General features: G+C 53.3%; 10 protein-coding genes and 1 tRNA gene. 1 reads left to right on the plus strand and 10 read right to left on the minus strand.

Annotation, left to right across the window (positions count from 1 at the left end; translation table 11 throughout):
• From R2A130_RS07825 to R2A130_RS07850, 6 genes are all read right to left on the minus strand, one after another.
• A partial coding sequence (locus R2A130_RS07825; protein WP_009464504.1) for a cadherin-like domain-containing protein occupies window positions 1–2,190 on the minus strand: 2,190 nt, incomplete at its 3' end.
• A 99-nt stretch (window positions 2,191–2,289) separates the two neighbouring features.
• The gene (locus R2A130_RS07830) at window positions 2,290–3,993 is read right to left on the minus strand and encodes a TolC family protein (RefSeq protein WP_198008674.1); all 1,704 of its coding nucleotides are present in this window, start codon (window positions 3,991–3,993) and stop codon (window positions 2,290–2,292) included.
• A gap of 503 nt (window positions 3,994–4,496) precedes the next feature.
• Window positions 4,497–5,957 carry an HlyD family type I secretion periplasmic adaptor subunit gene (locus R2A130_RS07835; protein WP_009464506.1) on the minus strand — a complete coding sequence of 487 codons (1,461 nt, stop codon included), beginning with the start codon at window positions 5,955–5,957 and terminating at the stop codon, window positions 4,497–4,499.
• A gap of 2 nt (window positions 5,958–5,959) precedes the next feature.
• Complete coding sequence (locus tag R2A130_RS07840; RefSeq protein WP_156798446.1) at window positions 5,960–7,702, minus strand: type I secretion system permease/ATPase; 1,743 nt, start codon at window positions 7,700–7,702, stop codon at window positions 5,960–5,962.
• Between the two features lie 196 nt (window positions 7,703–7,898).
• The gene (locus tag R2A130_RS07845; protein WP_040305469.1) at window positions 7,899–8,870 is read right to left on the minus strand and encodes a cytochrome c; all 972 of its coding nucleotides are present in this window, start codon (window positions 8,868–8,870) and stop codon (window positions 7,899–7,901) included.
• 48 nt (window positions 8,871–8,918) lie between these two features.
• Window positions 8,919–9,377 (minus strand): cytochrome c, encoded by a 459-nt coding sequence (locus tag R2A130_RS07850; protein ID WP_009464509.1) that lies wholly within the window; start codon window positions 9,375–9,377, stop codon window positions 8,919–8,921.
• Between the two features lie 282 nt (window positions 9,378–9,659).
• On the opposite strand from R2A130_RS07850, the gene R2A130_RS07855 reads away from it, so the two are divergent.
• Window positions 9,660–9,749 (plus strand) — tRNA-Ser (locus R2A130_RS07855).
• Window positions 9,750–9,819: 70 nt separating this feature from the next.
• On the opposite strand, the gene R2A130_RS07860 is transcribed toward R2A130_RS07855, so the two are convergent.
• The 4 genes from R2A130_RS07860 to R2A130_RS07875 all read right to left on the minus strand — a co-directional run bounded on the left by R2A130_RS07860 (window position 9,820) and on the right by R2A130_RS07875 (window position 12,710).
• Window positions 9,820–11,253 carry a recombinase family protein gene (locus R2A130_RS07860; RefSeq protein WP_009464510.1) on the minus strand — a complete coding sequence of 478 codons (1,434 nt, stop codon included), beginning with the start codon at window positions 11,251–11,253 and terminating at the stop codon, window positions 9,820–9,822.
• A gap of 66 nt (window positions 11,254–11,319) precedes the next feature.
• Window positions 11,320–11,766, minus strand: coding sequence for a hypothetical protein (locus tag R2A130_RS18440; protein WP_156798447.1), 447 nt, complete (start codon window positions 11,764–11,766; stop codon window positions 11,320–11,322).
• The gene (locus R2A130_RS07870) at window positions 11,753–12,190 is read right to left on the minus strand and encodes a hypothetical protein (RefSeq protein ID WP_083804233.1); all 438 of its coding nucleotides are present in this window, start codon (window positions 12,188–12,190) and stop codon (window positions 11,753–11,755) included. The genes R2A130_RS18440 and R2A130_RS07870 overlap by 14 nt, the downstream gene beginning before the upstream one ends.
• A gap of 10 nt (window positions 12,191–12,200) precedes the next feature.
• Window positions 12,201–12,710 (minus strand): antirestriction protein ArdA, encoded by a 510-nt coding sequence (locus R2A130_RS07875; protein WP_009464513.1) that lies wholly within the window; start codon window positions 12,708–12,710, stop codon window positions 12,201–12,203.
• Window positions 12,711–12,778 lie beyond the last annotated feature (68 nt).

Here is a 12,778-nt window from a genome sequence, read left to right on the forward strand (position 1 = left end):
GGCGGAGACAGAACCGGCTTCCACGAAAAGAGCGTCGCCATCCACGTCGCTAGCGGCTGATAAAACATCGATTGAAATGACCGTCTGGTCTTCGTCGGTGGTGCGCGCAATCGTAGGGGCCGCAATCGGTGCATCGTTCACGCTGCGCACGGTCACAGAAATAGTACCGCTGACCGAACCGCCCTGCCCGTCTACAATCGTGTAGCTAATCGTATCGGTGCCATTGAAGTTTGCATTGGGCTGATAATCGATCCGCCCGGTGCCATCCAATGAAACGACACCGTTGAGAGCCGCCACAGACCCCGGATCTACAGATACGGGATCACCATCGGGATCACTGGCGAAGCTCGCCACATCAATGCCGAACAGAGAGATATCTTCATCCGTGGTCACCGGTGACGGTGAGCCGGAAAGTGGCGCGTCGTTGATAGCGGTAACGGTAATGTCGATCTGGCTGACGAATGCGCCGCCGTTTCCATCGCTAATCGTATAGCTTACGGTGTCGACACCATTGAAATTTGCAAACGGCGTGTAGTCGATATTGCCATTTGCGTTGACCACGGCGATCCCGTTGATGGCGCTGGTTTGCGAAACCAATAATGTATCGCCTTCGGTATCTGTAGCTCCTGCCAGCACATCGAAGTTGCTGAGACTGTCATCTTCCACGATTGTCTGGGCAGCCGACGTGATGCCTACCGGGGCATCGTTGATAGGCAAGACGTTGAGGATAACCGTTGCAGTATCGGTGCCACCACGACCGTCGCTCACCGTATAGGTGATGGTGTCTTCGCCATTGAAATTTGGCGGCGGCACATAGTCGACCGTACCGTTAGATTGAATTATGACCGTGCCAAATTCTGCCTGTACGGATTGCAATGAAAGCACATCACCATCGGCATCAAAGGCATTGGCCAGCAAATTTAACCCGGTGCGGGGAATATCTTCAGCGACTGTGAGAGCATTGCCTGAACCTGCAAAAGGCAAGGAATTTTTGTTAGAACCCGGTCCACCAACGGCAACAGGTAGTTGGGGTGTCTGATCGGATTCGATCTTGCTGGCTGCAGCTTCCGCCTCATCATCAGCAAGAGCCCGCGCCGCGCTGGTACCGCCGCTCGCAGCGACCTGAACATCAATGCCGCTGTCCCCTTCAGAATCATCTTCACCAGCAGCCGTGCCAGCCGCAGTTGCAGCCGTTAATGAAAACCCGTTTTCCTGACCGCTTGCACTGACCGAGCCTGTGCTGACAGGGTCTATGGGGAAAAGCCCGCTTGAAGCGGCTGCACTTCCAGCCGGTGCAGCAGTGCTACTTGAGCTATTGAGACGTTCAAGACCAAACGCCGAGGACACCCGTAGCGACTGTCCCGCAATCGCAAACAAAATACCCGCTGACACGCCGTCGTCACGCTGCGCCAACATCGGGACAACGGAAGAACCGGTCTCGGACTGGTCGATCGCCTGCGTGTCACGAATGGTCCAGCTAAAATTACTGGTAAGCTTTGCACCAGTGGCAAGCTGTATCGTCAGCCCGACGGTATAGGGAACACCGGTCATTACGTCATCGGCAATACGGCCCTCAACACGCATACGGGCAGCGTTGTAGCCGAGGCCTGAAGGAAGGCCTTGAAGGTGAACGGTCGCTTCGCCCTTCAGCATGTTCTCCTGAAGGAACGTACCAATATCGAAGCTTACCTCAGCACCGATTTCATCCAGCTGCGGAGGAATAAGATTAGGCGGAAGCTCAAACTTCTCTTCGCTGATCCGAACGGGACGGGCATTATTTGCCGGATCGTGACCAAAGCCCAGGCTCTGCTCTGAGATCGCAGCTGCAATATCGCGTTGCAGGTCGTGCGGATGAGAGGCAACAGGTGCGGGAGCATCTTCGAACATCGCCATTTCAGGCGATTCTACAGCGGCACGCGCTTGCATTTCGGACGGCGAGACATCGCGGTCATCAAAGCTCAGACCAACGCAGTTTTCCAACACGAAATAGCTGCCATCCGTCCATACGAGACCGGAACCGCCCTGTTGTAACTTCCAGCCAAAATCTGCTGAGGAGCCAGGAATTTTGTAGACGAAGCCACCTTCGGTCGCTGTCTGCACAAGACCTTTAATCTCGCCAAGCGTAGCCCCCTCTTGGAATCCATCTGTCTCGCCATGGCCTTTTGCCGGTGTGGTGAGATCATCGCTCATGAGGTGCGTCCTTCAGGCTATGCTGAAGTCACCCATGTCACGACACGGCAAAATCAGCTGGTTGCAGCCATTTTTGCCCATATATCCTTAATTTCGCGTTCAATTTTGCCCGGACTTTGCGAGCCTTCGAAGCGACGGATTACCCGTGGTGAAAGCCAATTCATAGGCTGACAACATGCGTTCATGGCGCACGGATTCCAGCGTCAACTGGGCACGCGCCAATTGCACTTGGTCATTGAGCACGTCTGTGATCGGGCGGAACCCGGCTCTAAATTCGCGACGCGCGCCTTCAACCGATTTTTTAAGTGCCGTTACCTGCTTTTGGACGATACCGACTCGGCGTGTAGCAGAGCGATATGCGGTCCATTGGCGGTCGATCTGGCGCTTGATGAGACGCCCCTGATCCAGCGCACGATACCGGGCTTCGACAGCCTCGAAACGTGCGGCGTTGACCGTGGGCGCAATCGTTGCGTCGAATAGCGGCACACGCAGTCGAACGCCCATGCTCCAGTTTTCATCACCCTCACCGGTGGGTGATGTCTCTACGCTGCGACCGGCAATATCGCGTTGGAAACTGCCGAACAGGTTCACCTGCGGCCCAAAGCGACCCATGGCTGCTTTTGCGGCATAGTCACTCGCATCAGCGGTCTCGAAGGCGGCAACCAAGCGTGGATTATTGGCGAGTGCACTTTCTATCGCGGCTTCTTTCGTCTCCGGAACGAAACGTTGATAGTTGCCGACCAGCAAATCTTTAGGAGCTTTGTGGCCCGTAATGCTCTCGTAATCACCGCGCTGCTCTTCACGCGACTTGGTAGCAAGATCGAGCTCGGCCCTAGCGCTAGCAACGTTGGCATCGGCAATCGCAATGTCGGTCCGGCTGGCATCACCTGCAGCAAACAAGCGACGGGCAATTGTCGCGATCTTCTGAGTGGCCAGCACATTGCCCTTCAATGTGCGTTCCAGACGGCGGTTCAGGCGCAGGTTGATATGAGCTGCAACCGCCTCCAACGCCACGCGGTTTTCTTCTGCCAGATAGCTGTAATCAGATGCGCGGCTGGCATGTCTGGCCTGTCGGTATGTGTTGAAATTCACACCGCTGGTGAAGACCGGCATAGTGAATTCAGCGCCAACGCTGACAGCATCATTATCACGATAGTTGAGTGTTGTGGCATCGCCGGAATAGCTCGCCTCCGCCGTACCTGTAATGCGTGGCAGGAAGGCTGTGAGAGCAGAACGCAACTGCGCGCGATCCACCTCGGCACGGGCCAAGCGGGCCTTTGCGACATAACTGCCGCGCAATGCTGATGATACGGTATCAGCAACAGCCACTCTGCTACCGCGAAGGCCGATATTGTCATGGACATCATGGTTCATCGACCGCCGCATAACGGGACGTGATGGCAGACGGGCAACTTTCGTTCTGTCGCCATCAGCTTTGATCGTATTCCGCAGAGCCACAAGCGGCGCAGGGTTGGTCGCCACTTCAACAATGGTTTCGCCAACCTCTTCCATCACCCAAGACTGCTTTGCCGGACCATCGGTCAAATCGACCTGCTGGCGAGCAGAGCGATGCGAACTGCTATGGGTTGTGCGGATGGAACCGGTCGCAATTGGATCGACATCACGTTTCTTAGAACCAGACGAACGGCGCAACAGACCGGAAATCACGTTGGCAGCTTTTGCAAACAACGATGGAGAGTTTGCCGGTCGAACTGCAGCAGACTGCGGCGCACCTGGCTCAAATGGGTCAGCACCCAATTCGGACGCACCATTATAAGCTCCCATATGTTCTGGAGCTACCATTTGCTGGCCAGTCTCAGCCCGTTTGGCAACGACTTGAGCGGGCTTGGCGGATGCGTGTTTAACGACCTTGCGTGAGGAAGTCGTTTTCGACGCTGAGCGTGCACCGCTCAGAGTCTGCAACGAAGGCTTGAGCCGCAAGGGTGCTAGTGCTTCGGGTTGTTTGGTTGTCGTTCCCCGCAAAGCTGGCTGCGCTACCGCAGGGTCAGCATTGGAACCACGCAAAGCCAAACTTTCAGCAAATGAAGTAGTGGTGAAACTGGTGCAAAGAGCGGTGGAGGCGAAAGCAACAAGGAGCAACGATGGCACCGCGGCGCGGGACGGCCTTACAGCCTTCGTCATGTCCAACGGGTTATTCATCAATACCAACTCACTCAAACGCTCCCAACATGGTAGCGCTACGCAACTTAACTCGCGGACCAACTTGTCCGCCTTCATTGTCTCACCGCAGCCTGCACAAACCGTTAACCACAACGGTAATTGACCACGACTCTTCTTTTACGTCCCTAAGTCTCCCGGAAAGCCCGGCGGAAACTGTCGATCATCGGCTTGACCAGATAGGTCATGAACGTACGGCTGCCGGTGTGAATATAAATCTCACCCTGCATACCAGCCTGAATATCCATCATTCGTTTTTCACTGCCTGCACGGTCAATCTGGCCTGGCGAAATTGCTAAACGAACCGAGAAGAAAGGATCGCCCGTCTTCTCGTCGCGTTGTGAGTCGGCAGCTTTATAGATGACGCTACCCGTCAAACTGTCATCGATACGGCGGTTGAACGCGGTGACAACAATGTCAGCCTCCTGCCCGATTTTCACATAGTCGATATCGCCGGGCTGCACCCGTGCCTCAACGATCAGCGGTGAACCCTTAGGCACGATTTCGCCGATCACATCGCCTGCACCGACAACACCGCCAACAGTGGTCACCGCGAGCTTGATCACGTGCCCTGCATTCGGTGCACGGACAAGCGATCCAGCAACAGCAGACTGTGCAGCAAGGCGCGAGTCACTCAGCTCAGCAAGTTCCCCGATAATCTTTGAATATTCCTGTGAGGCGGAATCCACATTTTCGAGCCGCAGCTTGTTCATTTCAATGGCAATTTCCTCAAGCTGCGTATCAAGCGCTGCTTGTTCCGATTCCAGATCGGTGATGACACCTTCCAGTTCCAGCAATGCCCGTGCCTTGCCGTCGAGGCGGCTGCGAGCAATGTAGCCATCTCTTGCCAGAGGTTTCAGGCGACGCAACTCATCCTGCGTCATCGCCTGCAACGCCGATTGTGAACGAACGCGGGCGTCTAAACCAACCCTACGGTCGGTCAAAGCTTCGGCTTTGCGTTCCAGAGCTTCAAGCCTGTTCTTCAACAACGCACGGCCGCTAAAATAAGCGTCACGCTGGCTTTGCAGCATCGCGTTATCAGCAGGAGCAACCTCAAGTGGTGCCGGCGCTGTGGCAGCCAGTTCAACAAGATCACCGTCGCTAGATCGCAGGCGCAACCCTCCAAGATTACCGTCACCCAAAGCGCTCGTGGTCAAAGGCGATGTGCCGGCAGGCACGCCATCTGCAGTAAGTGGAGCAGAGCGCAAGCCGCCAGAGCGTTCAGCGTCGAGTCGTAACTTCAACGCGTTTAACATGGCGTATCGCGCTTCGAGCTTTGTCAGGTCAGCCTGCGCAGATGTTGTATCGAGCGCGATCACCGGCTGCCCCTCCAACACGAAGTCGCCATCGCGCACGAAAATCTGCGCGATGCGGCCACCGCTTTGGTGCTGCACGAGTTTGTTCTTGCCTTGCGACACGAAGCTGCCAGGCGTGATGACCGCCGATGCAAGCGGAAACAACATGGCCCACAACAGGAACACCACCATGATGACACAGACCGACCAAAAGCCAAACCGAATGATCGGTTTGCTGTCGGTGCGGGCATCACCGTGCCAGCGGATATCCGATGAATCTTTGGTAGTAGCCACGACTAGGTCTCAGCCTCCACACGCACTTGCCCACTGCGACCCGGAGCGGTCGCATTGAGCTGACGAACGGTAACTTCCGGCTTGCTGCCACCAGCCATTGCCGGTGCGTTCACTTGCTCACGATCATCACTGTGACGGGCGCGCCACTGGCCGTGGTTTTCCTTGAAGGAAACGATCTCACCATCATTCATGGTGAGCACAAAGTCTGCCACTTTGAGAATGGAACGGCGCTGCGACACAACGATAGAAGACACGCCTTCATCGCGCGCCAACGACAATGAACGCATCAGCGCATCTTCAGATGTCTGATCAAGGTGGGCATTTGGCTCATCTAGCACCAGCACACGAGGGCTGGCGTAAAAGGCACGTGCCAGCGCGACCTGTTGTTGCTGGCCACCGGACAAAGCGTTGTTATCGCCCGTCACAATGGTTGCGTAAGCATCCGGCATCTTGGCGATCTGGCTGTGAATACCGGCACGACGAGCCGCTTCAATGACACGGTCTTCATCAGGATAAGTCTCATAGCGTGAAATATTTTCGGCAATCGAACCGGGAAATACCCGTGCATCCTGTGGGACGTAACCGATTGATGAACCACGACGGCTGTCCGGCCACATGGACAGATCGAAATCGTCCAGCCGGATAGAGCCAAATGTCGGTTGCGTCGCCCCGGCCAACAGCTTTGCAAGCGTTGATTTTCCAGCGCCCGTCGGACCGATAATAGCCAGTACATTGCCGGATTTCAGAGAGAAATTGATGTTGCGCAAAATGGAAAGCGAACGCTTGCCACTATCGACTTCGTAATGGAGGCCCTCGACATCAACATCACCAACCGTCATTTGCGGCACGATAGCGGATGGGCGCACGGGCGTGGAATCCACGAAATCCGAAAGGTTGTGCCAAGCCCCCCAAGCGTGAACCACCCGATCCCATGATCCGATTACCTGCTCCACTGGTACGAAAGCACGGCTGGAGATCAACGAAGCAGCAAAGATAACACCGCCGGACAAACTGCCTTCAAGCACCAGAAATGCGCCCCAAGCCATAATTAGGATCTGCAAGCCTTGGCGAAAGAAGCGCGAAAGACCAAAGAAGAAGGCCTCAACCGAGGCCGCATCATCAGCATGGTTCAGCGCGCCTTCCATTTTCTTGCCCCAACGCTGCAAAAAAGTTGGAAACAGACCCATAGCGCGGATGTCTTCATCGCGACTGAGGACAGCTTGCGAAAATGCCACCGCGTCGGAATTGGAACGGGTAGCCTGTTGGCTGGATTCTGCAGACAGCTTGCGGTTCGCAAAAGCGAGCCCTGCCAAAATGACGATACCGCCCAGCGTCAGAAATCCCAGATGGATATGGAGCGTGAACAGCAGAACCAGAAACAGCGGGGTGAAGGGAAGGTCGAAAAGAGCCACCATGGCTCGCCCGGAGAGAAACGTACGCAGTGCGTAGAAATCCCGCATCAACTGCGACTTCTCGCGGCCAGCTTCTTCGTCGTGAATGAGACCTGAGAAGAGCGCACCTGCAGTACCAGTGACATAGCGGGCGGCCATACGCTGCGCGATCATCATACGAACGGCTTCGGTCACACCCAGCAAAACGAGTGCGGCCAGTGCGATAGCCGTTATGTATAAAAGCGTCTCACGGCTGCCCGACACCAACACACGATCGTAAACGGCGATCATGTGAATCGGCATAGCAAGCATCAAAACATTGGCAGCAACGGAAAAGACAAAAAGCCATTTCACGTTACGCAACAACGAGTTACGCAATTCTTGCTTATCTGTTACCGATTTGTCTTCCAAAGGCCTGCACGAAAATACTGTTCGACAGCTTTGGACTTTATAGAAGTATGGCTAACAAACGGTTTCCAAATCGCTCCAAGTGCATTGGATTGCAAGAATCTGAATATTCATAAAGGAGAGGCCGCGTTCGAAGCTAAACCTAGTTGGAAATTACGTTTTTCCGGCTTGGAACAACCTGCTTTAAATAGGCTGCAATCGCCTCCCGATCACTTGCAGGCAGACGCGCCATGTTGGCGACCACATCAGCCATTGAAGACCCCAATGAATCAAAATCGGGCGTGAATCCGCTCTCCAGCGCGTAGTCAATATCACTCTCGCTCCAGGATTCGATACCATCCGCGTGAGGCGTGATGTTGGGTATGATCTCCGGTCCCTCTTCGCGGGGTTCCGCCCCAATCGCACCGGCAAACCACTCTTGGCGGTTCCAACCGCCAAGAGCGTTGCGCGGCGTGTGGCATTCACCGCAGTGGCCAAGAGTTTCAGTAAGGTATCGTCCGCGCAGCAGCACGGGATCATCTCCGGCAACCTCAATCACCGGCCCCTGTTTCAAGTACAGCAATTTCCAAAGCCCCATACCGCGGGAGATTGAGAATGGAAAACCCAACTCATGAGGCTTCGATTTCTCAGTGCTCGCAGGTAGCGTCTTAAGAAACGCAAACAGATCGGCCACATCCCGCTCTGTCATGTTCGTGTAGGACGTATAGGGAAATGCCGGATAATAGTGCCGCCCGCTGGGCGATACGCCCTTAACCATTGCAGTTGCAAATTGCGAAGCGGTCCAACTACCCAAGCCTGAATCCACGTCGGAAGAGATATTGGGCGCAACGAACGTTCCAAACTGAGTTTCCAGCCCCAAACCGCCCGCCAAAACAGGCGGGCCAGATTTCTCGGTTGTAACGGGTTTCTCAGAACCAGTCGGTTGAGCTTTGTGGCAAGAAGCGCAGCCACCAGCCCAAAAAACCAACTCTCCATTGGCAAGGTCAGGTTGGGCAAACGCAGCTTCGACAGACATTATGTAACTGGCCGAAGCCTGTTTGGGCGAGGACAGCCACCAGCCGGTGGCAGCTGCCGATACTCCCAAAATTCCCACGACAACAAACAGCTTCTTCATATCGTTTGCCATCGCTGGAAAGCATGTCTCACCACAGGTTCAGCGCCATCAATTCTTGACGCGATACGCCTTGTGGCAGGTGCCGCAATTGGATGCGGCTGCTCCAAACGCTTCCTTCAAAGAAGCCAAATCAGTCACTTTGCCGCTTGTGTCGGCTGCGAACTTGGCGACCAATTTCTGAAAGCCTTCATTGTCAGACCAGATTTTCGGTGACGCTTCGGTTTTGGCTCCGGTCTCGGAGCCCTCTGGGAACATGTAACCGAAACCAAGGGCTGCAGAATTCATGGTCGCCATCGCCATCTGCGCAGCAGCCAATTCGAAGGCCACCTCGCCTTTCACCATGCCTGCTGCGACCTTGGTGGCAGCGCCGACATTCTTCATCAAAGCCTGCCGTTCGGCAGCAGCACCGCCTGATGAATGGCCGTCCGCCCAAGCTGTTTGAAGGGCGATCGCTGAGAGCGATGCAATGGAAGCTGCAAGAATGATTTTGATGGAAGCATGTTTCATAGATCGGGTCTTTCGCCTGAGTATTTCGCAAGTTGACAGACTGCAGCCACATCACCACCTCCAGGCTCCCACAGAGAGGTTCGCAACCACAGTGCAGTGGCACATAAGCAGGCTGCCACAAGCTTTCAGACTTGTCACATCACGTATTTTCGAGCAGCGCTCTGTACGGCCTTACAAGACGAGCCATCTAAAAACGAAAGCTACGACAGCGGTACGTCGATTGAAGGTTGAATCCCCAAGCCGCCCCCGCTAAACGAGCCCTTGGCCAACAGCCTATCTCGCGGAGAGGTGACGGAGTGGTCGAACGTGGCGGTCTCGAAAACCGTTGTGCCTTCACGGGTACCCAGGGTTCGAATCCCTGTCTCTCCGCCACTTTCTTTTTACCGTCTGAAATGCCCCTTAACGCACTGAAAATACTGGTGGTTTTGGCGGTTCGAAACCCCTAGTTTCGTCTGTATGGTAATGGAGCCGCAAACACCAGCTTAATGAGTGTTTGACGATGTATAGGGTTGTTAGAAACCCATAGTTTCCAAGGATTTGCGAGAAAATTCATTGCGGTTCGAAAACCTTCATCAAAGTCCTTGCGCGCATCGGGTCTATTCGCGAGATTCTCTGTGATTAGCGCTTTTTCTGTCTCTAATTGCTCTAATTTTGCCTCATAAACTTTGATCACCGATGCGCTGGTTGTTTCAATCAGACGGTCAGTTAGCTTGCTCATCTTAGTTTTAAGACCTGTGAGCGCCTTCTTTTGCTCCATGCGCTTCATTTCAAAGCCAGACAGGCGCGTGTTCCATAGATCGCGGAACATCGCCGAAACCGTTACCATCATGCTTGTCTGCGGACGCATGGATTTTACGAGTGTTTCAAACTCGCTCTCAATCTGATTTTTGCGAATGGATTTGCGACGTTCATCACATTGCTTGTTGAAGCATTCATAGTACGGGTAACGTTTGTTCCTGCCCTTGGCATAATAGGCGGTCAGTGGTTTTTCGCAGCACCAACAGGTTACAAAGCCCTTTAATGGGAATTCACTTTCAGCGTCCCGTTTACTGCGAATTACAGCGCCTTCCTGTAAACGTGTTTGAATGCGCTGGAAAGTTTCCCAAGAAATGAGCGCTTCATGTTTTCCGTTGGTCAAAGGGACATTCCAAGGCTTGTACTCATAATATCCCGCATAGATTTTATTGGCTAGAAGATTGGCAATTCGCTGCGGGTGAATTTCACCGTTCTTGTCTCGTGCAAAAATAGAATGAGGTTCAAGAAAGCGTTTGACTTCAATCTGTGTTTGAAAACGGCCTGTTGCAAAGCCCTCTAGAGCTTCTTGAATGAGGGCGGCGTGTGGTTCATCGCGCACGATCATTTTACCGCTATGGCCTTTTACGCGCTCATAGCGATAACCTGTTGGCACCCAGAATGGGAAATAGCCATTAAGCAATCGTGCCTTCATTCGGTTGACAACTTGCTCACCGTTTTTCTGGCGTTGATGCTGTGAAACAGAAACCAGCATATTCTCGACAAGTTGACTGTCGCTATCATCGCCAAACTCTATTGAGGGGCTTTCGAGTTTTGCACCCACTGAACCAATGGCGGCGCGGAGCTTCCAGTGCGCTTCTATGCTTCTGGCAATCCGTGAAATGTCATCAATGAGAACGACAGGCTCTTGCACTCGGTTCTGGCGCAACCATTTCAGCATGGCTTTGATCGCTGGACGGTTAGCAATGCCGCCTGACACGCCCTCATCGCGAAACACTTCGACAACATCATAACCCTTGTATGATGCAAACTCTCGGCAACGCTGTTCTTGCGACGCCAATCCATCGCCTTTCTTAAGCTGAGCTTTGCTGGAAACGCGGGTATAAATAACGGCGATGCTCATGGCTTCTCCTGTGTGCTTGGTGTTGGCTTAAGGTGTTCAGCTTTCTCCGATTCTATCGCAACCGCATCATCGATGCGCACGAAACGCTTGCGCTGCAATGGCAAATTGCTGCGGATAAGTCGGGGCAATAAAAGATTGATCAAGCAGTGTTTGAGTGATCGCCCATAGATCGCGAAGCAATGCATCTTCTTGCTCACGCGATAAATTAAGGGGTGCGACATGGGCGCGGTAGCGTGCGTAGTCTAACGCAAGCTGCTGCGAAGGGCTTTGTTTGGACATGACAATATCTTTCTGGCGCGGTCTCGTCCGCGCTGGCAAGATAGGATTGCCGAATACTGTCAGAGACCACGCCCTAAATGGTTTAGGGGCAATGGCATAAAAAACGCCCGCTCTCGCTTTCATGGGATCATTTGCGGTCAAACAAAGATCAAACCAAAAGCCAAAATACAGGCGCAGATGTGGATTTATTGCCCAAGAATCTCGCGTATTTTGAAAACAATCAAGAAAAATCAAATAAATCGCGCTGCGTATACAGCCCCTCCAAGAGATGCAGATGTGCAAAAACGTTGATCATATGAGAGAATTTCAATCCCACGGAAACATGAATATCAGCGCATGAGGTTGGGTTCTCTTGATCTACTCCCGCCTTCCTCCACGCGTTAAGAATACGGACGCATTCGCGGTATCTTGAAATGTCTCGTTTTAGATCGGCTTTGAATTTATCTTTGTATGCATTCAATGCCGCAGTACGTTGCGGCTCTGCTTTGTTGGCGGCCTTGGCGATATCCTCTGCGGCATAGCCGCCGTAGTTCATGGCTTTCGCATGGGCTTGAATAGCTTTGAGCGTGGGTATTTTACCGCCAAGCATATAATACCAAGGATGCCCCGCGCCATAGCCACGATGGCTAGGAATAAATTGCTGAGGGTGATGTTCCATTGCATCCTCCCTAAGCGCAACGATAAATGACGCTTTCGCCATTTATCTCGGTTGCGGTGTAGTCAAACGTCAAGTCATGCGCGATAGCATCAATGTCGATGTAATTGGCAAGGTGTTCGGGGATTTTACCGAATAGGCCTTCATCAATAAATTGCTCCGCCAGCTCGCGCATAGTGGCAACGGGATAGATATCGATCTCAATTTGTAGCGGATCATCTTTTACGGCAGCATGATCGAAACCGCATTCACCAACGGCAATAATATAACGGATTTTTTGATCATCGTTCCATGAGGTTGCTTTTCCGAGGAACGCACCAAAGTTGCTTTGATAAAAGCCCCAGGCCTGTGCCAGTTCGCAATCAATTTGTTCCCCGTCTATGAATTGGATTTCGTATTCTTCAACGGGATCACCATAGTCGTTTCGATTGTTTCTCGCCTTGGCCTGATATTCGTTGGCAGACGTGAAATAAAAGCCGTTGGCAGAAATATCATAAGGCTGTGCGTGTAATTGGATGGTCATAATGTCCTCACTTGCTGGTTAGAGTTACAAGCGCGGCGAAGCCGTAATACTCCCCTGCGCATGAACCA

The sequence above is a fragment of the Ahrensia sp. R2A130 genome, from assembly GCF_000179775.1.
In the GTDB taxonomy this organism is placed as follows: domain Bacteria; phylum Pseudomonadota; class Alphaproteobacteria; order Rhizobiales; family Rhizobiaceae; genus Pseudahrensia.

Bases quoted from the DNA above. Each gene is read 5' to 3' on its own strand.
- R2A130_RS07830 (WP_198008674.1), bottom strand. From the start codon at position 3,993: ATGGTAGCTCCAGAACATATGGGAGCTTATAATGGTGCGTCCGAATTG.
- R2A130_RS07845 (WP_040305469.1), bottom strand. From the start codon at position 8,870: ATGAAGAAGCTGTTTGTTGTCGTGGGAATTTTGGGAGTATCGGCAGCT.
- R2A130_RS07850 (WP_009464509.1), bottom strand. From the start codon at position 9,377: ATGAAACATGCTTCCATCAAAATCATTCTTGCAGCTTCCATTGCATCG.
- R2A130_RS07860 (WP_009464510.1), bottom strand. From the start codon at position 11,253: ATGAGCATCGCCGTTATTTATACCCGCGTTTCCAGCAAAGCTCAGCTT.
- R2A130_RS07870 (WP_083804233.1), bottom strand. From the start codon at position 12,190: ATGGAACATCACCCTCAGCAATTTATTCCTAGCCATCGTGGCTATGGC.
- R2A130_RS07875 (WP_009464513.1), bottom strand. From the start codon at position 12,710: ATGACCATCCAATTACACGCACAGCCTTATGATATTTCTGCCAACGGC.